This window comes from Saccharopolyspora sp. NPDC002578 (assembly GCF_053592695.1).
The window spans coordinates 162,773-187,398 of sequence record NZ_JBSFWJ010000001.1 but is presented as its reverse complement, the minus strand read 5'-3'; the positions used below and the strand labels follow the sequence as shown (position 1 = coordinate 187,398).

Annotated in this window: 25 protein-coding genes; 17 read left to right on the top strand and 8 right to left on the bottom strand. The window is 71.1% G+C overall.

The features are described from left to right. The first annotated feature begins 20 nt into the window (after positions 1-20). On the top strand, positions 21-926 hold the full coding sequence (locus tag ACWD38_RS00875; RefSeq protein WP_184479297.1) for a LysR substrate-binding domain-containing protein: 906 nt from the start codon (positions 21-23) through the stop codon (positions 924-926). Positions 927-995: 69 nt separating this feature from the next. Here the strand turns inward: ACWD38_RS00875 and ACWD38_RS00870 are convergent, their stop codons facing one another. Beyond that, positions 996-2,411: an amino acid permease gene (locus ACWD38_RS00870; protein ID WP_221315813.1), complete on the bottom strand. Its 1,416-nt coding sequence runs from the start codon at positions 2,409-2,411 to the stop codon at positions 996-998. Between the two features lie 267 nt (positions 2,412-2,678). Between ACWD38_RS00870 and ACWD38_RS00865 the strand changes: the two genes are divergently transcribed. Both ACWD38_RS00865 and ACWD38_RS00860 read left to right on the top strand, forming a co-directional pair. Next, complete coding sequence (locus tag ACWD38_RS00865) at positions 2,679-3,329, top strand: class I SAM-dependent methyltransferase (protein ID WP_450123037.1); 651 nt, start codon at positions 2,679-2,681, stop codon at positions 3,327-3,329. 37 nt (positions 3,330-3,366) lie between these two features. Next, positions 3,367-3,765 (top strand): YunG family protein, encoded by a 399-nt coding sequence (locus ACWD38_RS00860; RefSeq protein WP_450123036.1) that lies wholly within the window; start codon positions 3,367-3,369, stop codon positions 3,763-3,765. A 12-nt stretch (positions 3,766-3,777) separates the two neighbouring features. On the opposite strand, the gene ACWD38_RS00855 is transcribed toward ACWD38_RS00860, so the two are convergent. After that, positions 3,778-4,494 (bottom strand): 3-keto-5-aminohexanoate cleavage protein, encoded by a 717-nt coding sequence (locus ACWD38_RS00855; RefSeq protein WP_450123035.1) that lies wholly within the window; start codon positions 4,492-4,494, stop codon positions 3,778-3,780. A gap of 300 nt (positions 4,495-4,794) precedes the next feature. On the opposite strand from ACWD38_RS00855, the gene ACWD38_RS00850 reads away from it, so the two are divergent. From ACWD38_RS00850 to ACWD38_RS00840, 3 genes are all read left to right on the top strand, one after another. Further along, complete coding sequence (locus tag ACWD38_RS00850; RefSeq protein ID WP_450123034.1) at positions 4,795-5,076, top strand: hypothetical protein; 282 nt, start codon at positions 4,795-4,797, stop codon at positions 5,074-5,076. Between the two features lie 359 nt (positions 5,077-5,435). After that, on the top strand, positions 5,436-6,650 hold the full coding sequence (locus ACWD38_RS00845; protein WP_450123033.1) for an erythromycin esterase family protein: 1,215 nt from the start codon (positions 5,436-5,438) through the stop codon (positions 6,648-6,650). 134 nt (positions 6,651-6,784) lie between these two features. After that, positions 6,785-7,771, top strand: coding sequence for a malate dehydrogenase (locus tag ACWD38_RS00840; protein ID WP_450123032.1), 987 nt, complete (start codon positions 6,785-6,787; stop codon positions 7,769-7,771). A 189-nt stretch (positions 7,772-7,960) separates the two neighbouring features. On the opposite strand, the gene ACWD38_RS00835 is transcribed toward ACWD38_RS00840, so the two are convergent. Further along, on the bottom strand, positions 7,961-8,533 hold the full coding sequence (locus ACWD38_RS00835; protein WP_184485234.1) for a TetR family transcriptional regulator: 573 nt from the start codon (positions 8,531-8,533) through the stop codon (positions 7,961-7,963). 81 nt (positions 8,534-8,614) lie between these two features. On the opposite strand from ACWD38_RS00835, the gene ACWD38_RS00830 reads away from it, so the two are divergent. Beyond that, positions 8,615-9,565: an NADP-dependent oxidoreductase gene (locus tag ACWD38_RS00830; RefSeq protein ID WP_450123031.1), complete on the top strand. Its 951-nt coding sequence runs from the start codon at positions 8,615-8,617 to the stop codon at positions 9,563-9,565. A 15-nt stretch (positions 9,566-9,580) separates the two neighbouring features. Here ACWD38_RS00830 and ACWD38_RS00825 read toward each other — a convergent pair whose 3' ends face one another. Further along, on the bottom strand, positions 9,581-10,573 hold the full coding sequence (locus tag ACWD38_RS00825; RefSeq protein WP_450123030.1) for a hypothetical protein: 993 nt from the start codon (positions 10,571-10,573) through the stop codon (positions 9,581-9,583). A gap of 156 nt (positions 10,574-10,729) precedes the next feature. Between ACWD38_RS00825 and ACWD38_RS00820 the strand changes: the two genes are divergently transcribed. The 6 genes from ACWD38_RS00820 (at position 10,730) to ACWD38_RS00795 (ending at position 15,199) form a co-directional block, all read left to right on the top strand. Next, positions 10,730-11,593, top strand: coding sequence for a helix-turn-helix domain-containing protein (locus ACWD38_RS00820; RefSeq protein ID WP_450123029.1), 864 nt, complete (start codon positions 10,730-10,732; stop codon positions 11,591-11,593). Positions 11,594-11,641: 48 nt separating this feature from the next. Continuing rightward, positions 11,642-12,532 carry an NmrA family NAD(P)-binding protein gene (locus tag ACWD38_RS00815; protein WP_184479287.1) on the top strand — a complete coding sequence of 297 codons (891 nt, stop codon included), beginning with the start codon at positions 11,642-11,644 and terminating at the stop codon, positions 12,530-12,532. A 99-nt stretch (positions 12,533-12,631) separates the two neighbouring features. Beyond that, complete coding sequence (locus ACWD38_RS00810; RefSeq protein WP_450123028.1) at positions 12,632-13,654, top strand: NAD(P)/FAD-dependent oxidoreductase; 1,023 nt, start codon at positions 12,632-12,634, stop codon at positions 13,652-13,654. A gap of 20 nt (positions 13,655-13,674) precedes the next feature. Then, the gene (locus ACWD38_RS00805) at positions 13,675-14,304 is read left to right on the top strand and encodes an SAM-dependent methyltransferase (RefSeq protein WP_450123027.1); all 630 of its coding nucleotides are present in this window, start codon (positions 13,675-13,677) and stop codon (positions 14,302-14,304) included. Positions 14,305-14,465: 161 nt separating this feature from the next. Beyond that, the gene (locus tag ACWD38_RS00800) at positions 14,466-14,924 is read left to right on the top strand and encodes a hypothetical protein (RefSeq protein ID WP_184479284.1); all 459 of its coding nucleotides are present in this window, start codon (positions 14,466-14,468) and stop codon (positions 14,922-14,924) included. 5 nt (positions 14,925-14,929) lie between these two features. Continuing rightward, a complete protein-coding gene (locus ACWD38_RS00795; protein WP_184485232.1) occupies positions 14,930-15,199 on the top strand; it encodes a DUF3817 domain-containing protein in 270 nt (89 codons plus the stop codon). A 211-nt stretch (positions 15,200-15,410) separates the two neighbouring features. On the opposite strand, the gene ACWD38_RS00790 is transcribed toward ACWD38_RS00795, so the two are convergent. Both ACWD38_RS00790 and ACWD38_RS00785 read right to left on the bottom strand, forming a co-directional pair. Next, entirely contained in the window at positions 15,411-15,620 is a 210-nt protein-coding gene (locus ACWD38_RS00790; protein WP_184479283.1) for a DUF397 domain-containing protein, read from the bottom strand. Continuing rightward, the gene (locus tag ACWD38_RS00785; RefSeq protein WP_450123026.1) at positions 15,602-16,477 is read right to left on the bottom strand and encodes a helix-turn-helix domain-containing protein; all 876 of its coding nucleotides are present in this window, start codon (positions 16,475-16,477) and stop codon (positions 15,602-15,604) included. The genes ACWD38_RS00790 and ACWD38_RS00785 overlap by 19 nt, the downstream gene beginning before the upstream one ends. A gap of 108 nt (positions 16,478-16,585) precedes the next feature. Here ACWD38_RS00785 and ACWD38_RS00780 point away from each other — a divergent pair, with 108 nt between their 5' ends. From ACWD38_RS00780 to ACWD38_RS00770, 3 genes are all read left to right on the top strand, one after another. Beyond that, the gene (locus ACWD38_RS00780) at positions 16,586-16,738 is read left to right on the top strand and encodes a hypothetical protein (protein ID WP_450123025.1); all 153 of its coding nucleotides are present in this window, start codon (positions 16,586-16,588) and stop codon (positions 16,736-16,738) included. Between the two features lie 40 nt (positions 16,739-16,778). After that, positions 16,779-17,333: a tetratricopeptide repeat protein gene (locus ACWD38_RS00775; RefSeq protein WP_450123024.1), complete on the top strand. Its 555-nt coding sequence runs from the start codon at positions 16,779-16,781 to the stop codon at positions 17,331-17,333. Between the two features lie 277 nt (positions 17,334-17,610). Next, a complete protein-coding gene (locus ACWD38_RS00770; protein ID WP_450123023.1) occupies positions 17,611-19,149 on the top strand; it encodes an AMP-binding protein in 1,539 nt (512 codons plus the stop codon). Between the two features lie 49 nt (positions 19,150-19,198). Here the strand turns inward: ACWD38_RS00770 and ACWD38_RS00765 are convergent, their stop codons facing one another. Further along, positions 19,199-19,381, bottom strand: coding sequence for a DUF397 domain-containing protein (locus tag ACWD38_RS00765; RefSeq protein WP_184485230.1), 183 nt, complete (start codon positions 19,379-19,381; stop codon positions 19,199-19,201). Beyond that, positions 19,332-20,237, bottom strand: a complete 906-nt coding sequence (locus tag ACWD38_RS00760) for a helix-turn-helix domain-containing protein (protein WP_450123022.1) — start codon at positions 20,235-20,237, stop codon at positions 19,332-19,334. The genes ACWD38_RS00765 and ACWD38_RS00760 overlap by 50 nt, the downstream gene beginning before the upstream one ends. 474 nt (positions 20,238-20,711) lie before the next feature. Here ACWD38_RS00760 and ACWD38_RS00755 point away from each other — a divergent pair, with 474 nt between their 5' ends. Then, positions 20,712-24,623 carry an nSTAND1 domain-containing NTPase gene (locus ACWD38_RS00755; RefSeq protein ID WP_450123021.1) on the top strand — a complete coding sequence of 1,304 codons (3,912 nt, stop codon included), beginning with the start codon at positions 20,712-20,714 and terminating at the stop codon, positions 24,621-24,623. Positions 24,624-24,626 lie beyond the last annotated feature (3 nt).

The window sequence follows — 24,626 nt, the reverse complement described above, 5'->3', positions numbered from 1 at the left end:
ACGTGCCATAGGGTTTTCCTGTGACGTTGAAGCAGTTGCGGGCGTTCGTGCTCGCCGCGCGGACCGGGTCGTTCACCACGGCCGCGGCCGCGATGGGCATCGCGCAGGCGTCGGTGTCGGAGTTGATCCGCAAGCTCGAGGACGAGCACGCGACCCGGTTGTTCACCCGGGGTGCGCGGCGGCTGGTGCTGACCGCGGCGGGTGAGGCGCTGCTGGGGCACGCGGAGCAGGCCGTGGCCGCCGCCGACGAGGGTGCGCAGGCGCTGCGGTCGGTGCGGTCGCTGCACGGGGGTGTGGCGACGTTCGGGTTGCTGCGCAACGCCGGGTACTACCTGCTGTCGGATCTGGCGCAGCGGTTCCACGACCGCTACCCGGACGTGCGGATCCGGTTGATCGGGTTGAACTCGGTGGAGGTCGCCGCGGCGGTCGCGGCGGGCACGGTGGAGGCGGGGCTGGTGGTGCTGCCCATCGACGACGAGGGGCTGGAGGTCACTCCGCTGCTGCGCGACGAGGTGTACTTCGCCACCGCCGATGCGGCCCGTGCCCGGGAGCCGTTGGGCATCGCGGATCTCGCGGCGAGCCGGTTGATCCTCTACGACGCGCACTACGGCTGGTCTGATCCGACGCGGCGCCAGTTCGCCGACCGCGCGCAGCTCGCCGGGCTCAAGTTGGAGCCGTGGATCGAGGTCGAGCACGTCGAGTCGGCGTTGTCGCTGGCGCAGCGCGGTGTCGGGGACACCGTGGTGGCGCGGGCGGTCGCGCAGAGCGCGGCGTGCCCGCCGAACCTGCACACCGTGGGGTTCCGGGAGCCGGTGCACGACACGATCGCCCTGGTGCGCAGGCAGTCCACGGCGCTCTCGCCCGCGACGCGGGAGTTGGCCCGCCTCGCCGAGCGCATGATCCTGCGCGGTGACGGCGACCGGTGAGTCCCGCCGAGGACGTGGCCGGTCCGAACGTCGCCGGGTCGGCAGCGCGGCACGGTCCCGGGTTCCGGGTCAGGCGGTGCGGTCCGCTGTGATGGCGGCCGGTTGCGGGGTGGGGCGCTGCCCGCGGCGCTGCAGCACCACGCCCCACACGACCAGCACGACCGCCAGGCCGATCGACAACCACAGCTCCAGGCGCTTGCCGGGCAGGATCGCCATCGCCAGCAGGATTCCCGAGATCCCGGCGATGGTGAGCACCGTCAGGTACGGGAACGCCCACATCGGCGATTCGAGGCGCGACTCGATGCCCCGCGCCCGCATCGCCCGTCGTGTCGCGAACTGGGTGACGGCGATGACGAGGTACATCATCAGCACGATGGCGCCGCTGGAGGCCAGCAGGTAGCCGAACAGTTCCGGCACCGCGTAGTTGACGACGACCGCGACCGCGCCGATCACCGTGGAGGCCAGCACCGCCGCGCGCGGGGTGCCGTTGGGTCCGGTGGTGCCCGCGAACCGCGGCGCGTCGCCGCGCCGGGCGAGGGAGAACAGCATGCGGGAACCGGTGTAGACCGCCGAGTTCAGGCAGCTGCACACGGCCACGAGCACGACCACGTCCATGATCAGCGCCGCGCCGGGGATGTTCATCGTCTCCAGCGCGGCCTGGTAGGAGCCGCCCGCTTCCAAGCCGGGCGCGTTCCACGGCACCAGCAGCACCACCACGAACACCGAGCCGATGTAGAACAGCGCCAGCCGCCACACCACGGCGTTGATGGCCTTGCGGATGTTGCGCTCGGGTTCGGCGGATTCGGCGGCGGCGATGGTGACGATTTCACTGCCCTGGAACGCGAACATCGCTGTGAGCAGGCCCGCGAGCACCGCGATGCCCCCGTTGGGCAGGAACCCGCCGTTGGCCCACAGGTTCGCCGGGCCGGAGACCTCCGAGCTCGGCAGCAACCCGAAGATCGCGGTCAGGCCCAGCACGATGAACCCGACGATCGCCAGCACCTTCAGCAGCGCGAACCAGTACTCGATCTCGCCGTAGTTGCGCACCGACATCAGGTTCGTGCCCGCCAGCACGGCGATCACGACGAACGCCGGGATCCACGTCGGGATCGCCAGCGACGCCCCGATGATGTCGCCGGCCGCGATCGCCTCGATCGGGATCACCAGCACGTAGAACCACCAGTACAACCAGCCGATGGAGAACCCCGCCCACCGGCCCAGCGCGCGGTCGGCGTAGGTGGAGAACGAACCGGTGTCGGGGTTGGCGATCGCCATCTCCCCCAGCATCTTCATCACCAGCACCACCAGGGTCGCGGCGATGAGGAAGGACACCAGCACTCCCGGGCCGGCTTCGGCGATCGCCGCCGAGGAGCCGACGAACAGGCCCGCACCGATCACACCTCCGATCGAGAGCATCGTGATCTGGCGGCCCTTGAGGCCGGTGGTGAGCGCACCACCGGTGGCGGGCGAGGTGTCGTGGGACATGCGGGCTCCTGCCGGGAACGCCCTGGTGGGCGTGGGACGTGGTGGCGATCAGGTGCGGGCCGGTGGCGGCGCGTGAGCGGCGGGCAGCCGGTTCGCCGGGTCCCACCGGCGCGGCGAGACGATGCGCATGACGGGGCACGGTAGGCGCAACACCGCCGCGGAACCAGAGGTGTTTCCCCGGACTTTCGCGCCCGCGGGCATCCGGGTGCTCCCGGCAGGCGCCGATCGGCGCAACGCGCGGCGCGGCACGAGCCCTACGATCCTGCGATGGGCAGCGACGACGACGCTCTGCTGGCCGAGCAGCTCGCCTACTACCGGGCCGCAGCCGCCGAATACGACCGCCCCTACCGCGAACGCGGGGACCTGCGCGCGCTGCTGGACGTGCTCGACGACCTCCCGGTCACCGGTGACGTGCTCGAAGCGGCGTGCGGAACGGGCCAGTGGACCGGGCGGCTGGCGGCGCGGGCGCGGTCGGTGACCGCCCTCGACGCGGCACCCGAACCGCTGGCTGTGGCGCGCGCCCGCTGCGCTTCGCCGAACGTGCGGTTCGTGCAGGCCGACCTGTTCGAGTGGTCGCCGCCGCGGCGCTACGACGTGGTCTTCTTCGGGTTCTGGCTCTCCCACGTGCCGCCGGCGCGGCTGGCTGGCTGGTGGGAGCGGGTCGCGTCGATGCTCGCGCCCGGCGGCGCGGCGATCTTCGTCGACGACGGGCCCGCGGAGGCCGCGTCCGAGGACGTCCTCGACGGGGACGTGCCCGTGGTGCGGCGGCGGCTGGCCGACGGCGGTGAGCACCGCGTGGTGAAGGTGTTCCACGACGCTGACGCCCTCACCGGCCTGCTCACCGGCTGGGGCTGGTCGGCTCGGGTGCGGCCGGTGTGCGGGAACTTCACCGCGGGCGTGGCACGACCCCCGCGGTGAGCCGCGCGGTGTCGGGGTGCGCTGCTAGGACGGTCGCATGGTGTGGACCTTGAGCGATGTCGAACGGGCGGTGCGGGCGGGCTGGGGCGCGGACACCTGCGCACCGGAGGACCTGCCGAAGTGGTCGACGCGCAACCCCGCCCGCGGCCAGTGCGGGGTGACCGCGCTGGTACTGCACGACCTGCTCGGCGGTGACCTGCTGCGCGGCGAAGTGCGGGTGGGCGGCGAACAGGTCGACTACCACTGGTGGAACCTGCTGGGCGGCGGCGTCGAAGTGGACCTGACCCGCGAGCAGTTCGCCGCCGACGAGATCGTCGGCGCGGGCGTGGTGATCGTGCGGGGACCGCTGTCGCGGATGCACGAGCAGTACGCGCTGCTGCGCGAAAGGGTGCTGGCCGGGTTGGAGGTTCCGGCCTCGCCGACCGCCGAGCCGTGAGCCGGCCGGGGTTCAGCGCTGCGCGATCAGCGCCAGTGCCGCCGTGACCAGTGCCGCGTTGTCCGGGGTGATGTCACCGTCGGGCAGCTGCAGCGTGTCCTGCAGGCCGATGCGCACTTCGTGGCCCTCCCGCACGGCCAACGCCAGCACCGGCCACGCTCCGGCGGCTTCGCCGTGGAGCAGCACCGGTGTGCTGGTGGGGCCGATCTGGTCGAGGTGCGCCCGCGCGGTCGTGGCGGCGCCGCGCGCGGTGGGGTCGGTGACCTCGGCGAGGATCCGCAGCACCTCCCCGCGCGCCGGGGAGTCCCGGAAGTGCGCGGGACCGTCGGTGCCCGAACGCAGACCCGCCTCCACCGCGATACCGCGTTCCAGCAGGGCGCGGGCGATGTCGTCGGCGCCCTGCTCGTGCCAGTTCACCGAAGCGCGGTCGGGCAGCACCGTCCACCCGCGGATCGCCGCGACCCGATCGCGGGGATCCGGGGCCGTCCACGCGCCGGTGGTGACCCCCACGGCCACGCCCGGCGCGGCCGCGCGCACCGCGAGCAAGGCCGCGGCCAGCACGTGCGGATCGACGCTGTCGGTGCCGTCGGGGTACTTCGGGTGCAGGTGCAGCTCGGTGGCCCCGGCCGCGACGCAGGACGCCGCCGCGGCGGCGAGCTGTTCGGGGTGCACGGGCAGGTGGTGGTGCTCGCGCGGAGATCGGGCGCCGTTGAGGCAGGCCTGCAGCATGCGCCGATTGTGTCGGGTTTCGGCGGGGTGGGGTATTCGGTGCGCTGGGTCGTTGCCGTGCTGGTGGCATGTCGTGATCAGTTCCCGGCGCGACCGGCCCCGCCGGGGCGGAGACCGCTGCCCGACAGCGGTGCGCGGGGGTGCGACCGCAGAGCTCGTCGTTGATCTTGCCGTTCCAGGTGAGCGTGATCGTTGTCCCCTCGCGCGGTTCACCCGCTGACCAGCGACCGGCACCGGGCGTCGAAGTTCCCCCACCCCCGTCGCGTAACCCGCCGGGCGCGCACTCGTTAGCGTGGTGGTGTGGTGATGTTGGGTCCGCGCGAGCGGATGGCGATCGACCGGCGACTGGCCGGCTGGGACGTGTCCTCGGCGCGCGGCCCGTGGACCCGGTGGTTCCTCGAATCGGTGCGCGACCGCCCCGGCGTGCGGGCCGCCGAACTGGCCGCGGAGCTCGACCGCCCGGTGTCCCGGCTGAAAGCGCAGGCGTGGTCGCTGGCGGAACTGGACCTGCTGGTGCGCGACGGACAGGCCTACCGGCTCTCCGAACGCGGCGCCGCCTACCTGGCGGGCCGCGACAAATGAGTTGCACCCCCACCGCCCGGCACGCTTGAGTACCGCCCATGACGACCTGAACGGATCTTCACCTCCGCCCCGGTGCCCGAGTCCCTGCCGGAAAGCCCGCCCAGGCCGCAGGACCCGTCCCCGCACCACCCGCGGAGGTGGCCGCAATTTCGCGAGAAATTGAACGCACCCCAGCACGCCCTCGCCCCCCCCGCGAACACCAGTTCACCTGCACTGATGCAGCCCTGCGGGGATCGGGGCGGCGGTGCGGGTGCCGCAATTTCTCGCGAAATTGCGCGGGGGTGAGCAAGGTTTGAACGGGTTCGTCCAGGGGTGTTCGTGGTCAGGTCGCCGTGCGCGGTGGCAGGAAGCTGGTGGGGATGGGTTCGACGGGTGATCGGTTCGCGTGGGAGTCGCTGGATCCGGCGGCGCCGCTCGACGACCTCGCACCGCTGCTGGACATCGTCGGTGACGCGCGCGTCGTCGCCGTCGGCGAGAGCAACCACGACGTGCGCGAGTTCGGCCTGCTGCGCCACCGCGTGACGCGGCTGCTGGTGGAACGCGCCGGGTTCGACGTGGTCGCGATCGAATCCGGATTCGCCGACGCCCGCGCACTCGACACGTGGGTGCACGGCGGTCCCGGAGCCGTGGCCGACGTCGCCACCCGCGGCCTCGGCTACCGCTTCGGTGAGGCCCGCGAAGTCCAAGACCTGCTGAGCTGGCTGCGTTCCCGCGGCGACGTCACCTTCGCCGGGCTCGACGTCCCCGGATCCGCGGGCAACGCCGACCATGCCTGGGCACTGGCCGAAGACGCCCTGCGGGAACTCGACCCGGACGCACTGGCACTGCTCGACGACGCGCGCCGAACCACGGCGCGCTACACCGCCGTGCACAGCGGCCTGGCCATGGGCCGCTACGCCGCCCTCGAACGCCCCGAACGCGACGCGGCCACCGCCGCCGTCACCGAACTGCTCACCCGAATCGACGACCTCGCCCCGATCCTGCCCGCCGCCGCCCGCTACCGGTACGCGGTGGCCGCCCACGCCGTGCGCGGCGCCTGGCGGCTCGACGCGTTCATGCGCGAACTGCTCGCCGTCGCCGCCGGCCACGGACGACTCGCCTCCCGCGACGCGCACATGGCCGACACGGTGCGGTGGCTGCAGACCCACCACGGCCCCCGCGCGCGGATCGTCGTGCTCGCCCACAACGGCCACATCCAACGCACCCCCGTCACCTTCGACGGCATGACCCACCCCCTGGTGCCGATGGGCGCGCACCTGGCCGCCGAACTCGGCGAGCACTACCGGCCGATCGCGATCACCGGCACCGCGGGCACCACCACCGGCATGACCATCGACGCCGACGCCCCCGGCGGCATGCGCCTGCACGAAGCGCCACTGCCCCCGGCCGCCGACGACAGCATCGAAGCGGCGCTCGCCGACACCGCACCCATCGGAGTCGACCTGCGCGCGACCACCGGCGGCCCGAACCTGATCCGCCACGCCGAGACGTTCGTGGCGACACCCGTGTCCGCCGCGTTCGACGCCCTCCTGCAGGTCCCGGCGACGCGCCCCAGCGACTTCGTGCTCACCTGAGCCGCATTCGCCCGGTGGGCTGAATCGGTTCGGGCTCGCACGCGTTGTGATCCGTTGCGGGCGCGCGTGCGGGCGCGCCGCTGCGGGATAGCATCGCGGTCGGTAACCGTCCGGCGAGCAGGAAAGACACTCCTATGACCAAAGCGCCCGTCACCGTCACCGTCACCGGTGGCGCTGGCCAGATCGGCTACGCGCTGCTGTTCCGGATCGCTTCCGGACAGCTAATCGGGGCCGACACCCCGATCAAGCTCCGCTTGCTGGAGATCCCGCAGGCCGTCAAGGCCGCGCAGGGCACCGCGATGGAGCTCGACGACTGCGCGTTCCCCCTGCTGAGCAGTGTTGACGTGTTCGACGACGCGCGCGCCGCGTTCGACGGCACCAACGTGGCGCTGCTGGTCGGTGCGCGGCCGCGCACGAAGGGCATGGAGCGCGGCGACCTGCTCGAGGCCAACGGCGGCATCTTCAAGCCCCAGGGCGAAGCGATCAACGCCGGTGCGGCCGACGACGTGAAGGTGCTGGTCGTCGGGAACCCGGCGAACACCAACGCGCTGATCGCCCAGTCCCACGCCCCCGACGTTCCCGCGGAGCGGTTCACCGCGATGACCCGCCTGGACCACAACCGGGCGCTGACGCAGCTGGCGCAGAAGCTGGGCGCCACGGTCACCGAGATCAAGAAGCTCACGATCTGGGGCAACCACTCCGCCACCCAGTACCCCGACCTCTTCCACGCCGAGGTCGACGGCAAGATCGCCGCCGAGCAGGTCGAGCGGTCCTGGCTGGCCGACGAGTTCATCCCCACCGTCGCCAAGCGCGGCGCGGCGATCATCGAGGCCCGCGGCGCCTCGTCGGCGGCCTCGGCCGCCAACGCCGCCATCGACCACGTCCACACCTGGGTCAACGGCACCCCCGAAGGGGACTGGACCTCCGCCGGTGTCGTCTCCGACGGCTCCTACGGCGTGCCCGAGGGCATCATCTCCTCGTTCCCGGTCACCGCCAAGGACGGCCGCTTCGAGATCGTCCAGGGCCTCGACATCGACGAGTTCTCCCGGCAGCGCATCGACGCTTCCGTCAACGAGCTCGTCGAAGAGCGCGACGCGGTGCGCGGCCTCGGCCTCGTCTGAGCAGTCGCACACGGCAGGGGCCTTACCGGGGATTCCGGTAGGGCCCCTGCCGTCGTTGCAAGGCCGTGCCCGCCCCCGTACTGGAACGGCGCACCACCCGGCCCGCGGTCATGATCACATTCGCCTAGGTGCCGGCCGCCTGAAACATCACCCGGGCGCGAAGAACCAGCCCCGCAGGCAAAAGCCGACTCAGCGGCCTGGCGGAACCGGCTGTGCGACCGCTTCGCGCAGCTCGGCGGCCGCCTCGTCCATGAGCTGAGCGAGGGTGGTGTCCGGCTCGGCCAGCCAGCGCGGCAGGGCACGCCGGTGGATCGCCAGCGCCACGTCGATGATGAAGCGTGCTCTACCGGGTTCGACGCCGCGGCGCTCGAGCGCCGGTGCCAGCGCGTCGGCGATGTCGGCGAGCTTGATCAGATCGCGCTCGGCCAGCGCCGGATTGGCGGCGATCACCCTTCCCCGGCGCAGCAGGAACTCGCGCGGCCGGAAGATCCCCTCGGCGGTTCCCAGCGCGGTCAGCAGCGCCTCGATCGCAGTGAGCCCCGGGTCGGCCGCCTCGACCTGGGCGACGAGGTGAGCCTCGAGTTCGTCACCGGCGAAGAGAACTTCCCGCTTGTCGGGGAAGTAGCGGTAGAAGGAACGCTCCTTCAGCCCGGCGGCGCCTGCGATCTGCGCGACCGAGGTGCGGTCGAACCCCTGCGTCTCGAACAGCTCCAGCGCCGCGCGTTCGAGCCGGCCCTGTGCGTCGGATTCCCATCGCGGCATGCCCACCAGAGTACGACAACAGAAGCTGTCGTCAGCTGCTACGGTCGATGACAACAGAGGCTGTCATCAGAGGAGAGCGTCGTGAAGGCTCTGCAGTTCGACCGTTTCGGTTCCCCGGACGTGATCGTGCTCCGCGACGTCCCGCAGCCGGAGCCCGGACCCGGCCAGATCCGGATCGCCGTGCGGGCGTGCGGGCTGACACCGGCCGACTGGCACGTCGTCGACGGTCTCCTCGCCGACCATCTGCCGCCGCTGCCGCGCGGACTCGGCCTCGAGGTCGCGGGCACCGTCGACGCGCTCGGCGACGACGTCACCGGCGTCCGGATCGGCGACCGCGTGTTCGGCCCGGCCACCTTCGACGGCCCGACGGCCGGCGCCGCCGAGTACGCGCTGATGCCGGCCTGGGCACGCATCCCCGAGAACGTCACCGCCGAGCAGGCCGCCGCGCTGCCGATGGCGGCCGAAACGGCGTGGCGCGCGCTCGACGACCTCGGCGTCCAACCGGGCGAGCTGCTGCTCGTCCACGGCGCGGGTACCACCGTGGGCGAGGCGGCGGTGCGCTTCGCGCTGCACCGGGGAGTCCGGGTGATCGCCACCGCCGGACCGACCCGGGCCGCCGCCCTGGAAGAGATCGGCGCCCAGGTCACCGCCTACGGCGAGGGCATGGCCGAACGCGTCAGCGCACTGACCCCAGGACCCGTGGACCGCGCCCTGGACACCGCGCCCACCGGGGGCCGGATCGACCGCGCCGACCAGCCCAGCCCCGCAGGCGGCTCACTACCGACCCTGATCGAACTGACCGGCGACCCCGACCGCGTCCTCACCGTCTCGGACTTCGCCGCCGCAGCCGAACTGGGCGTCCGGATCACCACCGACATCCGCTACGACCGGATGGACGAGTTCGCCCGGCTCGCCGGTGACGGCATCCTGGTCGTCCCCGTCGCCCGCACCTACGCGCTCGACCAGATCCAGCAAGCGGCCGAACTCAGCCGATCCCGCAGGCCCGGCGGCAAGCTCATCCTCGTCCTGTGATCACCCGCCGGCGGCTCAGAACTCCGGCAGCGCCGAGGTCTTCGCCGTGTGCAGGTTCGCGATGACGTTGCGGGTGCACGGGTCGGGGGCGCCGCCGCTGCACGCGGTGTCGGCGTACTCGTCGGCACCGGACTCGAACAGCAGGTACGTGGTGCCGTCGTGGTCGGTGATGCCTTCGGCGAGGCTCGGCGCCCGGAAGCACTTCGTCGACGCCTTGTCGATGTCGGTGGCGCCCTCGTCGACGACGTAGACGTTGCTGCGCTTGTCGCGCCCGTAGGAGGTGCTGTAGAAGAAGTGCCCGCCCGCGACCGACAGCCCCTGCGTCTTGGTCGGCACCTCGTACTTCGCACCGGTCGTGAGCGTCCCGTCGGCGGCCACCGCGTAGGCGTACATGCTGTCGCGGCCGGAGTCGTTGAACTTCCCGGAGTACAGGGTGTTGCCGTCGGCGGCGAGGAACGACGCGCCGTAGACCTCGCGGGCCTCGCCGGTCTGGGCGAGGACCTTCCCGTCATCGGCCTTCATCGCCCGCGCGACCTCGGCGGCCTTGTACTTGCGGATGGTGTGCCCGCCGTCGCCGGTCTGACGCCCCGACACGAACACCCAGCCCCGCGCCACCGCGATCCCGCCCACGTGCGATTCGGCGATGTTCACCGCACCGACCCGCTCACCGGTGGCGGGATCAACACCGTAGATCCGCGCGTGCTTCCCGTCCGGGCCGTACTCGGTGATCAGCAGCAGATCCTTGCCGCCGTCCCAGTCGTTCCAAGTGGTGAGCCCTTGCGGCACGTACGAGCCGAGGCCGGGAATGCCGGGGCCCCGCTGGAACTTCCCGTTGTAGACCTCACCGGCCGAAGCGCCGTCGTAGAACCCGGAATCACCGCCCGCACCGGTGTCGCAGCTGATCGCCGCCGGTGCGGCGAGCGCCCACGCAGGGACGAAGACGGTGCCGCTGAGCACGAGAGCGGCGCCGAAGGCGGTGGACAGGGTGGTGCGGACTGCGGACCTCATGACGTCTCCCCTTGACGGATGTCCTGCTCGCTACGCCACTACGACGCGACGGCGGCGCCACCGGTTCCGATCACCTCACAACCCGCCCGCGACCCCTGCCGCGCGTGGGTGCGCCGCTCCTACTCCGGAGTCCGAACAGCGCCCTACGGTGGATTCATGGGCTCACAGGAGACGAAAGCGCTGGAAGGCCCGCTGGGCGGGTTCCTGCGGGCACGGCGACGGCAAGTGCACCCGCACCAGCAGGACCTGGTGCCCGGCGGGCCTCGGCAAGTGGCGGGGCTGCGGCGGGACGAGGTCGCGATGCTGGCCGGGATCAGCACGGACTACTACGTGCGCCTGGAGCAGGGCCGCGAGCGGCACCCGTCGCGCGCCGTCCTGGACGGGCTGTCGACGGCCCTGCTGCTCGACCGCGCCGCGTCCCGATACCTGCGCGAACTCGCCGCGGACGACGGCACCGACGCGGACAACGGTGCCGATCCGGACAGGTTGGCGGCGGTGCGGCCGTTGCTCGCCGCGCTGACCGTCCCCGCGATCCTGGTGGACCGCCGGCTCGACGTGATCGCCGCCAACGCGCTGGGCGACGTGCTCCACGAAGGGCTGGAGCATCGGGACAACTACGCGCGGATGGTGTTCCTGTCACCGGGTGCGACGGAGTTCTTCGTCGACTGGCCCGATCTGGCCCGCTGCATGGTGGCGACGTTGCGCGCCGACGCCACCTCCGAGGCGAATTCGGGCCGATCGACGCGCCTGGTCGGCGAGCTCGCCGTGGCCAGCGACGTCTTCAGCACCGCCTGGGCGGACCACGACGTGTACGAGAAGGCCCTCGACCGCAAGCGGTTCCGGCATCCGCTGGCCGGAACGCTGGTGTTCGACCAGCACGTGCTGGAACTACCCGACAGCGACGGCCACCGGATCTGGGCCTACCACCCCGCCGACGCCGCCACCGACGCCGCGCTGCTGCGACTCGGATCGCTGGCCACCCTCACCGAACCCACCCCTCGCACCGCAGACCACCGCTGACGACGGAGATCACCGCAACCGGACACCACCACGGACACAGGACGAACCATGCACGTCATCACCGGCGCCACCGGCCGCACGAGCCGCGCCGCCGCATCGCACCTGCTCGACCACGGCCACCCCGTGCGCGCGGTCGGCCGCGATTCGCGCAGGCTCGCGCCCCTCGCTGAACGCGGCGCCCAGGTCCACCAGGCCGACCAAGGCGACCCGGCCGCGATGACCACCGCCCTTCGCGGCGCCGATGCCGCCTACTTGGTCATCCAACCCAACTACATTCCCGACCACCCCGACTTCGCCGCCTTCCAGGACCGGGCGGCGGCCGCGCTCACCGACGCCGTCGCACGATCCGGAGTGCCCCGCGTCGTGGCGCTGAGCAGCTGGGGCGCGCAGCATCCCGCCGGAACCGGCCCCGTCGCGGGCCTGCACCGCTTCGAGAACCGGCTCTCGGCCGTGGCCGGAGTGGACGTCACGTGGCTGCGCGCCGGGTACTACATGGAGAACCTCCTCGACCACCTCGATTCCGTGCGCACCGACCGCCGGATCGTCGCGCCGTTCGATCCCGACGCGCCGTTGCCGCTGATCACCACCTCCGATGTCGGCATCGCCGCGGCCGAGGAACTGACCCGGCCGCGAAGCGGCACCCGGATCCGGGAACTGCACGGCCCACGAGACGTCACCATGAACGAGGTCGCATCGGTGATCGCGACGGCCATCGAGCAACCCGTCACCTACGAACGCTGCACCGTGGAGGCGTTCCACGACCGCCTGCGGGAAGCGGGCGTGGCGGCCGGTGTCGCCGCGATGATGGCGGAGGTCCCGCACGCCGTGAACACCGGTCACCTGCGCACGATCCAGCCGCGCAACCCGGACACCACCACCCCCACGTCTCTGGAGACCTTCGTCGAGACCACGTTCGTGCCCGCCCTCACCGCCTCCTGACCCGCCCGCCGCGACGACCCAGAACTTGCCGTTCCGGCAAGAAAACTTGTCACTGTGTTGTGGTGCGCGGAGTATTCGGCGACAGAGGAGGAACCACACATGAGCGAGCAGACAACCAGCCCCGGCCGCTACGACGCGGTGATCATCGGAGGTGGCGCCGCCGGCACCGGCGCGGCCCTCACCCTCGCGCGAGCACGCCGCCGAGTGCTCGTCATCGACTCCGGCGCACCCCGCAACGCCCCCGCCGGGCACGTCCACAACTACCTCGGACGCGAAGGCACCCCGCCCCGCGAACTCGTCGCCGACGGCCGCGCCGAAGCCACCGGCTACGGCGCCGAATTCACCGACGCCACCGCCACCAGCACCACCCGCAGCGCCGACGGGACCATTCAGGTCACCCTCGACGACACCACCACCATCACCACGGCACGGCTGCTGATCACCACCGGCCTCGTCGACGACCTGCCCGACATCGACGGACTCGCCGCGCGGTGGGGCCGCGACGCGCTGCACTGCCCGTACTGCCACGGCTGGGAAGCCCGCGACCAGCGCATCATCGTGCTCGGCACCGGACCGCTCGCCACCCACCAAGCCCTGCTGTGGCGGCAGTGGAGCACCCGGATCACGCTGCTGCACACCACCGAACTCACCGCCGACGACCACGCCCGCCTCACCGCCCGCGGCATCACGGTCCGCCCCGGAACGGCCGAGCGCGTCGTGACCACCGACGACCACCTCAGCGGCATCGTCGTCGACGGCGAGACCCTGGCCTGCGACGCGGTGGTCACCGCCCCCCGCTTCACCGTCCGAGCCGACCCGTTCACCGCCCTCGGACTGAGCACCGAACCCGTCGAACGCGACGGCGTCGTGCTCGGCGACCGCATCCCCACCGACCACACCGGCGCCACCCGCGCGCCCGGCGTGTGGGCGGCGGGCAACGTCACCGACCCCATGGACACCGTCATCGGCTCCGCCGCCGCCGGAGTGCGCGCCGCCATGGCCATCAACGCCGACCTCGTCGAGGCCGACACCCGAACCGCCCTCACCACCGAACCCTTCGGCGCCGCCCAGGAACGCGACGTCAGCCGCCTCGTCCTCGCCGACCGCCGCCACGGCCTCTGACCCCCGAACTGGAGACGACCATGAACGACCGCATCGCCGAAGTGCAGCGCTGGAACGAGATGTACGCGGGCGACGAGCACCGCTGGAGCGGGCAGGCCAACACCGCCCTCGTCAGCGAAACCGCCGACCTGCCCCCGGGCCGAGTGCTCGACCTCGGCAGCGGCGAAGGCGGCGACGCCCTCTGGTTCGCCGCCCACGGCTGGCAGGTCACCGCCGTCGACCTCTCCGCCGTCGCCCTCGGACGCGCCCGGACCCGCAGCGCCGAAGCAGGCCTCGACGACCGCATCCAGTGGCGCGAACTCGACCTCGCAACCGACTTCCCCGACGGCGAGTACGACCTCGTCTCCGCGCAGTTCCTGCACTCCTGGGGCGACCTGCCCCGCGAGGAAGTCCTGCGCAAAGCCGCCGACGCCGTCGCCCCCGGCGGAACGCTGCTCGTCGAAAGCCACTGCGGCGTGCCCGCATGGGAGACCGACCCGCACCCCGACGTGCACTTCCCCACCCCGCAAGAAGTCCTCGACTCCCTGGGACTGCCCGACGGCGAGTGGGACGTGCAGGTGTGCGCCGAACACGAACGCACCCAAACCGGCCCCGACGGCACCGACACCACCCGCATCGACAGCACCGTGAAGGTCCGCCGCCTGCCCTGAGACGGCACCGTGTCGGCCGCGCACCCCGTGCCCGGCCGGCACGGGCACCGCGGCGAACCGCCCCTGGCCGGAATCCGGTGGTTCCTGGCGATCACGCCACTGCCGCGCGGGCACAGCGCTGGCTAGGTTTCTTCCCGTCCCCACCGGAAGAAAGAGCCCCCGTGACGAAGTTCCTGCTCAGCGTGCACGTGATCGCCGCGATCCTCGCCGTCGGCCCCGTCGCCGTCGCCGGCAGCGTGTTCCCCCGCTACCTGCGCCAAGCCACCACCGACCCCGGCGCGATCACCGTGCTGCGCGCCCTGCACCGGCTGTGCCGCGCCTACGCGCTGCTGGGCATCGCCGTGCCCGTGTTCGGCCTGGCGACCGCGCTGCAACTCGGCGCGCTCGGCGACGCGTGGCTGATCACCTCCATCGCGCTGACCGCCGCCGCTGCAGCCGTGCTCGCCGCCTCGATCCTGCCCGCGCAACGCCGCGCCCTCGACCTCACCAGCGACCCGGACCAGCTGGGCACCTCCCGGCTGCCCGCGAAACTGGGCATGAGCACCGGAATCTTCAACCTGCTGTGGGCCACCGTGACCGTACTCATGATCATCCGACCCGGTTCGACGACGGGAGCGTGACCACCATGCGCGGAGACCTCCGCCTGCTGCGCACCGCCGCCTACGTCGAAGCCGCGTCCCTGCTGGTGCTGCTGGCCAACCTCGCCACCGCGCACTGGCCCGCCGTGACCTCGGCGACCGGCCCCCTCCACGGCTGCGCCTACCTGATCACCATCGCCGCCACCTTCGCCGCCGGAGCCCCCACCCGAGCGAAGCTCGCCGCCTTCCTCCCCGCCATCGGCGGCCTGCTCGCCCTGCGCCTCCAGCACAAGCCGAGCACTGATCCAGCCAAGTGAGCCGACGGCGGCCGAACGACGTGAGGATTCCCCGCGACACGCCCTGCCTGCGTTGATCGCAGCGCTGCTCGACCGAACCGGACACGACAGCACCACCCGAGCGCCGCCGGAGCGAGTCAACGGACCGTTCGCCCAACGAGACTGGACGAACGGTCCGTTCACTTCATCCGATGCCCGTGATCGGGAGCGGCGTGCACGCCGCTCCCGGTGATCAGGTGCGGGTGTCCTCGTCGCGGATCCGGAGGTCTTGGAGGAACACCGCGAACGCGTGCGGGGCGAACCGCAACACCGTTCCGGTGGGGTCCTTCGAGTCGCGCACCGCCGCAAAGCTCGGTGTGCGGGCCACTTCGACGCAGTTCTCCTGCGTCCCGCTGTGGCTGCTCTTGTGCCAGGTCAGGTGCGTTAAATCGGTGGGCTCCACGTGCTGTCGGCCTCCGCGTCCATCGCTGTTGCCAGGCTGGCAATCACCTCACTCGATTGTGTCTGAGTGAGGGCCTGGGTCAACAGTTCCCGGACGGCCGTCTCGTACGTCGCGATCTCCACCGCATCCTCGATGAACAAGCTGCACGTCAAGTTCTCCAGGAACACCACGTCCGGCCCTTCCGGCTGCCGCAGCAACGAGAACGAACCGTTCACCCCCGCGTGCGCGCCCGAGTTCGCGACGACGTGGATCCGGATGCGCGGCCACTGCGCCAACTCCAGCAGGTGTTCGAGCTGGCGGCGCTGCACCTCGACCCCGCCGATCACCCGCCGCAGCGCCAACTCGTCGATGATCGCGGTCAGCGCGGGCGCATCGTCGCGGCGCAGCACCCGGTGCCGGTGCAGCCGCGTCACCATCCGCCGCTCCACCTCGTCGGGCGCGACCAAGCTCGATTCCGACATCAACGCGCGGGTGTACTCGCCGGTCTGCAACAGGCCCGGAACGAGCACGCCCTCGAAACCCACGATGCTCGTGGCCCGCGACTCCAAGGAGATCAGCGTGCGCTGGCGTTCCGGGAAATCCGGCCGATCCCGGTGCCACCACCCGTCCCCGCTAGACTCCCGCGCCAACGACACCGCCCTGCTGCGCGGCCCGCCCGTGATGCCGTAGATCGCCAGCAGCGCGGTGACCGTCTCCACCCGAGGCTGGCGGCGCCCGTGCTCGATCCTGCTGAGCTGACCAGGCGAGATGTCGATGCGAGCGGCCACTTCGGCCAGTGCCAGTCCCGCGTCGACGCGGAATTCCCGCAACCACGCGCCCAGTTCCTGCCCCCGCACGGTGATCTCCTGCGATGCCATGGTTCCTGCCTCCTCGATACCGGAAAGCGGCCATGATCAATGCGCAGGACCCGTCGCGCCCGCAACTCCAGCGGTGTCGCCCGCTCGACCACCCCAAAGCCGCAACCCGTGCCGACCCCGCAACGCGAAACCCCGTCATCCGCGGCAGCGGTGTTCGCCAACGAGGAGCCGGAACTCCAAGAGCTCGGCGACTTCCTGTTCGCACGAACCTCGCAGCCAGACTCGCCCGCGTTGCTGATCCGGCCGGAGCCGTTGCGGTGAACCGGACCTCGGCAAAGCGCGGCGGTGCCACACTCCCTTCGTGAACCCAGATGACATGTACGCGGCCGGACGCGAGCTGGAAGCGTCCGGAAGCGCGGGTGACTTACCTGCCGTGGAGCGGTGGTACCGCCAAGCGGCTGCGGGAGGGTCGGTCCCGGCGATGGCACGACTGGGACTTCTGCTGGAGGGCCGCATCCACGCCCAGTTGGACGGCCGGATGCAGTACAGCGGCGACTTCGCCGAGGCCGCCTCCTGGTACGAGAAAGCCGCGGACCGCGGCGACACGTGGGCGGCGTTCGCGCTGGGCCGCTTGTACGCGGACAAGCTCAACGACTGGGACGCCGCGGTGCCGTGGTTCGCCAAGGCGGCTGCCACGCGGCAGCCCGGCCACTGGCAGGCACGGGAACGGCTGCAAGAGGGGCCGTCCGGCGTCGAACGACGGCGGGCCGAAGCTCGTTTCCTGGACCAGTTGGGAGATCAGGTTCCTTCGCGAGCCGGGACCGGTGGCGGAAGCGGCGGGTGCATGGTCGTCGCGGTCCTCCTGCTCCTGCCGGAAATGGTCGCGCTGCTCGCCATGTCGGGGTATTTCGCCTGAAGTTCCCTCGTTCCGGGATGAGCGCCAACTTCCGTGCGAGCCCTTCCCCGCCGGGCTTCCCCTGGGCAACGGACACCACCGGTGCGACGGCACCACCGCGAAGGGCGAGTTCGCACGCCGGCTCTGCAGCGACCGGTGGGCCGTTCACTCGATGCCGCCACGAACCGAACATGGGACGAGAAGAGACAAAACGGTCCCTGCGCTGGGCTGGGGAATTATCGATCGGGGCTCATGATTGCATTCTCCGGTGATTTCTGATGCCACGACGGCCCCAGGTATGTACATCGAGCGGATCCTCTCCCAGTGGGAGCAGGACGAGGAGCGCGACGCGGTGGTGTGCGGGCCGGTGCGGCTCACCCGCGGGCAGGCCCGGCGGCAGCTGTTCCAGCTCGGGCACGCGCTGCGCGAGCAAGGGCTCGAACCGGGCGACGGCGTCGGGTTGTTCCTGCGCAACCGCGCGGAAACGGCGCTGCTGGTGCCGGCGGTGCACATGATCGGGTGCCGGGCGGTGATGCTGCCGCCGGAACCCGGACCTGGCGAGCTCGCCGCGCTCATCGACCAGTCCGGTGCGCGCGTCGTCGTCATCGACCCCGACTACGAGCAGCAGGCCCTGCACACCGTCGAGCGCTGCACCCAGGTCCCGTCGCTGCTGAGCCTGGGCGCCTCCGACGTCGGCGCCGACCTGCTGGCGCTCGCCGCGCGATGCCCGGAGCACCGGCCCGAACCCGCGCCCGAACCCGGCCCGGACGACGCGATCACCGTGTTCTACACCGGCGGCACGCTGGGCAGGCCGAAGCTCGCCGCCCACGGCCGGTTGCCGTACGACCTGATCATCGCCATGGCCGATGCGGGCCTCGCGGCGCAACCGTCGGGCGAGGACCGGGTCCTCGCGGTGACCCTGCTGACCCACACCAGCGGCCACCTGACCATGCTCCACGCCTTCGCCACCGGAACGCTGCTGGTGGTGCTGCCCGAATGGGACGTGGACGCCGCCGTCACCGCCCTGCGCGACGAGAAGATCACCGCCGCGATGCTGGTGCCGCCGATGCTGTACCAGCTGCTGGACCACCCGGACTGCGAGCGCGGCGCACTGCGTCAGATCACCCTCGCCGCGGCACCCGTCGCGCCGGAGCGGCTGCGGCAGGCCGTCGAGAAGTTCGGGCCGATCATCTCCCAGGGCTACGGGCAGACCGAATGCGCGGGCATCACCGTCCTGCCAGGACAGGAACTGCCCGAAGCCGGCGACGCCGACTCCCCGCTGTGGCGCAGCTGCGGACGCCCCTTCCCCGGCACGCAACTGGAGGTCCGCGGCCAGGACGGCGAACCGGTACCGCAAGGGGAGACCGGCGAGGTCTGCGTGCACAGCCCCGCGCGGATGCTGGGCTACTGGCAGGACCCGGAGCGCACCGCCGAAGCGGTCGACCCCGACGGATGGCTGCGCACCGGCGACATCGGCTACCTCGACGCCGACGGCTACCTGTACCTCGTCGACCGCGCCAAGGACGTCATCGTCACCGGCGAAGCCAGCGGCAACGTCTACAGCAAGGTGCTGGAAGACCTGCTGCACACGCTGCCCGGAGTGCGGCACGCGGCGGCCGTCGGCATCCCGGACGAAGCCGTGGGCGAACGAGTGCGGATCTTCCTCGTCGGAGAGGGCATCAACACCGACGCGGTCGCCGACGTGGTCACCGCGGAACTCGGGCCGAACTACGCGCCGAAGGACACGGTGCTGCTGCACTCCCTGCCGACGACCCGGATCGGGAAGGTCGACAAGAAGGCGTTGCGCGACCTCGCGGAACCCGCGCTGCTCGGCTGACGCCCGCTCATTCCCAGTGCCCCGCCGGACTCCGGTGGGGCACTGGGGCTCAGCCGAGGCCGGAGACGAAACGCCGGAACGCGGCGCGGGAAACGACGAGCGCCGGGCCGTGCGGATCTTTCGAGTCCCGCATCGCGACGTGCGCGGGCAAACCCGCGACTTCGACGCATTCCTCTACCGAGCTATGACGGCTCTTGCGCCAGGTGAGCGGTCCGAGATCGTCGGCTGTCATCATTTCCCGCCTCCGAGTGGATGTTCCGGGCGATGTCCTCGATCAAGTGAACCGAATCCTGCTGAGGCAATGCAAGGTCCAGCATCTTGCGCACCGCTTCGCCATAGGTCGCGACGTCCTGCTTGTCTTCGACGAACAAGCTCGACCCCAGGTGTTCGAGGAAGACGACGGTGTGGCCGCAGCGCTGCCGAATCAGCTGGAACGGGCCTGTCGTGCCGGAGTGGAGTCGATCGTTGCGGAGAACCCGGATCGAGACGTGATCACGCGTCGACCAGTAGACCAGCTGCTCCAGCTGCCGAACCAGTACACCCGGCGTGGCGACCCTGCGGTGCAGAACCAGCTCGTCGATGAGCGCGATCAGTGAGCAGTCACGACTCCCGAACACGGCAGCGTGACGCCGCATCCTGGTCGCCATCCGCTGCTCGACGGCGTCCGCCGAGAACATCGATGTCTCTTCCAACGTCGCGCGCATGTATTCGCTCGTCTGCAACAGCCCAGGAACGAGTAAGCCCGCGTAGTTGATGATGCGCTCAGCTTTCGACTCCAAGGACATCAACGTCCGCTGGCGTTCGGGGAAATCCGGTCGATCACGTTGCCACCAGCCGTGTTCGTCGGACTCGCGAGCGAGCGCGAGCGCGGTCCTGCGCCGCTGCCCGGTGACGCCGTAGGTCGCCAGCAGGGCCGTGACGACTTCCGCCGGTGCTCTGCGCTGGCCGTTCTCCAAGCGGCTGAGCTGGCTCGGGGACATGTCGATGCGGCGGGCCGCGGATTGCAGGTTGAACCCGGATTCCGCGCGCAGCACGCGCAGTTGCTCACCGAGCTCCTGGCCTCGGACGGTGAGAGCGTTCGCCGACACGGGCGCACCTCCTCGTTGGGGAAGCGGCCATGATCGACGTCCCCACTCGCCGCGATCCAGCATCAGCGACGGCGTTTCCCGCTCAACCACACCAAAGACCGACGCCGTGCCCCCTGCGCAACAACGGCCCGGTGCCCGCGTACGCCGCGCAACGCGGAGATCGCGGCTGACGATCGTTCTCGACGACGTGAAGAGGTGAACGGACCGTTCACCCAATCTCCTTGGACGAACGGTCCGTTCACTCCACCCGCGTGCGCCTCCCGCGCCGCTGACTCGTCGTTGGCGGAGGACGCGACGGGAGTGAACGGACCGTCTGCCCAATGGGTTTGGACGAACGGTCCGTTCACTCCCGATGGCTCCGAGTGCGGTCCTGACCGGCGTTGCCCCGGCGAAAAGTCCGGAACTCACCCCGGTGCCGCGGAGTTCGGGCTAGCTTTGATCACACCGGCAGGCGCGAGTTCGGGGGTTCGCGAGATGAACGGGTTGGCGGTCGATCCGCTGGACTCCGCGCTCGTCCGGCTGCGCGACGGGCGACGCGTGCTCGGCGCGGGGTTCCTCATCGCCCCCGGCATCGCCGCGACTTGCGCGCACGTGATCGGTGACGCGGCGCCGACCGCGGACTTCCCGTTGCTGGGCAGTCACGGGCACGGCGTCGAAGTGCTGGAACGCGACGACGAACGCGACGTGGCGATCCTGCGAGTCACAGCCCCACCGGCCGGGGCGCTGCCCGTGCCGGCGCGGGTCAGCGGCGAGGTCCGCGACCACCGGTTCCGCACCATCGGCTTCCCCACCGGGCACGACGACGGCATGTGGGTCACCGGACGGCTCGTCGGCGCTCAAGGCGCCGGACGCATCCAGATGGCGCAGGACACCGGACATTGGCACATCGAACCCGGCTTCAGCGGAGCGCCGGTGTGGGACGACGAGCTCGCCGGAGTCGTCGGCATGGTCGTGACGACCACCGCCCGCAACGCCGCCACCGCGCACCTCGTGCCCACCACGGCGCTCGGCGACGCGTGGACCACGCCGAGCCGCAACCCGTACCGGGGGCTGCGGTCGTTCCGGCAGGAAGACGCCGAGCTGTTCCGCGGGCGCGACGACGACATCGAGCGGTTGGCAGGGCTGGTGGCCGAACGGCGGCTCGTCGCGGTCGCCGGGCCCTCCGGCAGCGGCAAATCCTCCCTCGTGCGAGCCGGGCTGGTACCGAAGTTCAAGCAAGCGGGAACGCCCGTCGTCGAACTCGGCCCGCACGACGACCTCCCCGGCACCGACGGGCTGCTGGTCCTCGACCAGTTCGAAGAAGCCGTCGTCGCCGACCCGGCCGCCGCCCGGCAGCGCCTCGCCGACCTCGCGGCGGCACTGCGACGTCGCCCGTCGCTGCGAGCCGTGCTGACCCTGCGCTCCCGATCGCTCGACGAGCTGATCAGCAACGACACCGCCGACGACCTCAACCGCGCGGTGTGGTTCCTCGAACCGATGTCGCGGGACCAGCTGGCCGCCGCCGTCGAAGAACCCGCCGCCGCCATCGGCGGACTCGCCTTCGAAGCCGGACTCGTGCAGCGCATCCTCGACGACGCCGGTGACGGCACCCTGCCGCTGGTGTCGCTCGTGCTGGAACAGCTGTGGGAGCACCGCCACGGAGCCTGGCTCACCCACGACGCCTACGAACACCTCGGCCGCGTCCCCGGTGCACTCAGCCGCCACGCCGACAGCGCCCTGCCCGAACCCGACGAGCACGACACCCCACGCCAAGCCGAGCACAAGCGGCAACGCCGCACCAAGATCCGGCACCTGCTCGTCGGCCTCACCCGCCCCGACGGCGAAGGCGGCCACGCCCGCCGCAGCGGGCAGCTCGCGGAACTGGGCGAGGACCTGCAGGAGATCGCGCGTGAGCTGGCGGCGGAGCGGCTGCTGGTCATCGAGGACACACGCGTCAACCTCGCCCACCAAGCTCTCATCGACCATTGGCCGCAACTGCGCGCCTGGCTGGCCGAAGATGCCGATTTCCTGGTGTGGCAGGCGAAAGTCGACGATCTGGAACGTTCCGGTGTGCTGCTGCGCGGCGCGGCTCTCGACGAAGCGACCCGATGGCTCGGCCGGCGCGAACAGGACCTCTCGCAGCGATCGGCGTCCTTCATCCGGCGCAGCCTCACCGCAGAGAGCCGGAGTCGACGCCGGTGGATCACCATCACCGCGATCTCGACCACGCTCGCGCTGGTGTCGGCGGCGCTGACGGCCGTGGCGATCAGCAACTCCGCCGAACTCGACCGAACGCTGCGGGCCACGAACTCCGCTCTGATCGCGCAGCAAGCGAACCTCGCCACCGACGCCGACGCGGGTACCGCGCTCCAATTGGCGCTCGCCTCGTGGCGGGAGGACCCCGGCAGTTCGGACGCGCGCGGAGCGCTGCTGACCCAGCTGGCCACCTGGCGCGGCGCCGAGCGCGTGCTGCCACCGCAACTGGTCGATGAAGTCGACGGCATCGTGGCCAGCGCCGACGGGAACGTCCTCGCACTCATCAAACCGGGCAAGGGCGTCGTGGTGTGGTGGGGACTGCTCACACCCCACCCGACGAGCCGAACGATCGACGAGGACGTGGCGGGAGCGATCACGATCAGCCCGGACGGCAAATGGCTCGCGGCGGTGGGCGAGGAAGCGGGCTTGCGGGTATGGGACCTCGCCACCCCTGATTTCCGGCCGGTCCTGCTCGACCCCGGAACCGAGTACCGGCCGCCCGCGTTCAGCGCGAACGGTCGCTTCCTGACCGCGCTGCCCCTCTTCCGCGGGGTTCCGGTCAACACGCCGGTGCCGGTCTGGGACCTCATCGCCTCGCGCGAGCTGCGCAGCGGTGTCGTGTTCACCGGCGGTACCGACGGCCTGCACTCGATCACGGAGGCATACCCGTCGTCCGACGGGAAGGAGCTGGTGACCTTCGAGCACCGGGGAGCAGACGGCGACTTCCGCGTCACCCCGGTCGTGCGGAACCGCCAGACCGGCGCCGATGTCACCACGTTCCCACCCGTATCCGGCAACGAGAGCGCGCTGCTCGGCAACGGCACGCACCTCGGAACCTGCACTGCGGGTGAACTGACCGTGCTGGATTTCGCCACCGGTACCCCGCAACGACGGGTTCCGCTGCCGAGGTGCACGCTCGGGGTCGACCAGACCGGCGAGCACGTCGTCTCGCTGGGCGAACCCACTGCCGTGCACTGGCGAACCGGCCGGATCCTGCACTGGCCCGAGCTCGACGGTGATCGTTGGGACGGCCCCGGATCGGTGATCACCACTGCCCCTGACGGCACGGGACGAGTCGTGCGCCTGAAGAACGAATCCGTGCTCACCGCGACCGCGGCGACCGGTCCCGCACCCGCGCAATGGACGGAGTCGACGCAGCTGCACGCGCGAAGCCCCGACGGTCGGCGCTGGATCACCTTCGCCCCGTCGCAGGATGGGAACACCGCGGGCGGCGAACTCGTCCTGTCCGACGAGCACGGGGCACCGCTGGCCCGAGCTCCGTTGACGCCGGGCACCACCGAGCTAGTGTTCACCGGTTCAGGAGATCGCGTCGTCGCGATCGTCGGGGCGACCCTGCGTGCGTGGCGGACCGAGGGACTCGTGCCCGAACCCGGTCTCCCGCTGCCGCTACCCGCAGGACGCGTTGAAGCAGACGCCACGGCGAGCAGGGCCCCGCACCTGATCACCGCGCCAAACGGGCACGTGCTGGCCGGCGAATTCGGGATGGTCTCGACATGGGACATGGATGCCGCGCGGCAGACGGGACCACCGTTGCTGATCGACGATCCTGGGCACCCGACCCAGCCGATACCCTCCGGGCCCGCCATCGCGGTGCGGCCTGAACATCCCGATCAAATCCTGGTGCGCACCCGCGACGCGGTGGCGCTGTGGGACCTGCGCAGCGGTACGCGCGTGCAGCACTTCCCGGTGGAGTCCGCCGATCTCAGCCCGGCGCTGCCAGTGGTGTCCCCGGACGGTTCGCTAGTTGCGGTCGCCGACCAGGACTCAGCCGCCGTGCTGATCGACCTGCGCTCGGGTTCGATCCAGCCGCGGGTCACCGGGAACTTCACCAAGCTCGTCGCGCTCTCCGAGCAGTACCTGTTCGCTGAAGGCGATGACGGAGGCAGGGGCATCGAGATGTGGGATTGGCGCACCCGCCGCCAGATCGGCTCAATTCCCCTCATCACCTCGGCCGAACCCAGGCTCGTCGATGGTGAGCTGGTCGTGCGGGAACCTGGCCGTCGTCAGGCGATCCCGCTCGACCCGAATGCGTGGTTCCGCGAACTGTGCCGAATTTCCGATCGCGAGTTCACCGAGCAGGAAGCGGAGCTGCTGCCTCGCGGAGCGAGCAGGGACCGCCCCTGCTCGTGACCT

Bases quoted from the DNA above. Each gene is read 5' to 3' on its own strand.
- ACWD38_RS00870 (WP_221315813.1), bottom strand. From the start codon at position 2,411: ATGTCCCACGACACCTCGCCCGCCACCGGTGGTGCGCTCACCACCGGC.
- ACWD38_RS00865 (WP_450123037.1), top strand. From the start codon at position 2,679: ATGGGCAGCGACGACGACGCTCTGCTGGCCGAGCAGCTCGCCTACTAC.
- ACWD38_RS00860 (WP_450123036.1), top strand. From the start codon at position 3,367: ATGGTGTGGACCTTGAGCGATGTCGAACGGGCGGTGCGGGCGGGCTGG.
- ACWD38_RS00855 (WP_450123035.1), bottom strand. From the start codon at position 4,494: ATGCTGCAGGCCTGCCTCAACGGCGCCCGATCTCCGCGCGAGCACCAC.
- ACWD38_RS00845 (WP_450123033.1), top strand. From the start codon at position 5,436: ATGGGTTCGACGGGTGATCGGTTCGCGTGGGAGTCGCTGGATCCGGCG.
- ACWD38_RS00840 (WP_450123032.1), top strand. From the start codon at position 6,785: ATGACCAAAGCGCCCGTCACCGTCACCGTCACCGGTGGCGCTGGCCAG.
- ACWD38_RS00835 (WP_184485234.1), bottom strand. From the start codon at position 8,533: ATGCCGCGATGGGAATCCGACGCACAGGGCCGGCTCGAACGCGCGGCG.
- ACWD38_RS00825 (WP_450123030.1), bottom strand. From the start codon at position 10,573: ATGAGGTCCGCAGTCCGCACCACCCTGTCCACCGCCTTCGGCGCCGCT.
- ACWD38_RS00820 (WP_450123029.1), top strand. From the start codon at position 10,730: ATGGGCTCACAGGAGACGAAAGCGCTGGAAGGCCCGCTGGGCGGGTTC.
- ACWD38_RS00815 (WP_184479287.1), top strand. From the start codon at position 11,642: ATGCACGTCATCACCGGCGCCACCGGCCGCACGAGCCGCGCCGCCGCA.
- ACWD38_RS00810 (WP_450123028.1), top strand. From the start codon at position 12,632: ATGAGCGAGCAGACAACCAGCCCCGGCCGCTACGACGCGGTGATCATC.
- ACWD38_RS00805 (WP_450123027.1), top strand. From the start codon at position 13,675: ATGAACGACCGCATCGCCGAAGTGCAGCGCTGGAACGAGATGTACGCG.
- ACWD38_RS00795 (WP_184485232.1), top strand. From the start codon at position 14,930: ATGCGCGGAGACCTCCGCCTGCTGCGCACCGCCGCCTACGTCGAAGCC.
- ACWD38_RS00785 (WP_450123026.1), bottom strand. From the start codon at position 16,477: ATGGCATCGCAGGAGATCACCGTGCGGGGGCAGGAACTGGGCGCGTGG.
- ACWD38_RS00770 (WP_450123023.1), top strand. From the start codon at position 17,611: ATGTACATCGAGCGGATCCTCTCCCAGTGGGAGCAGGACGAGGAGCGC.
- ACWD38_RS00765 (WP_184485230.1), bottom strand. From the start codon at position 19,381: ATGACAGCCGACGATCTCGGACCGCTCACCTGGCGCAAGAGCCGTCAT.
- ACWD38_RS00755 (WP_450123021.1), top strand. From the start codon at position 20,712: ATGAACGGGTTGGCGGTCGATCCGCTGGACTCCGCGCTCGTCCGGCTG.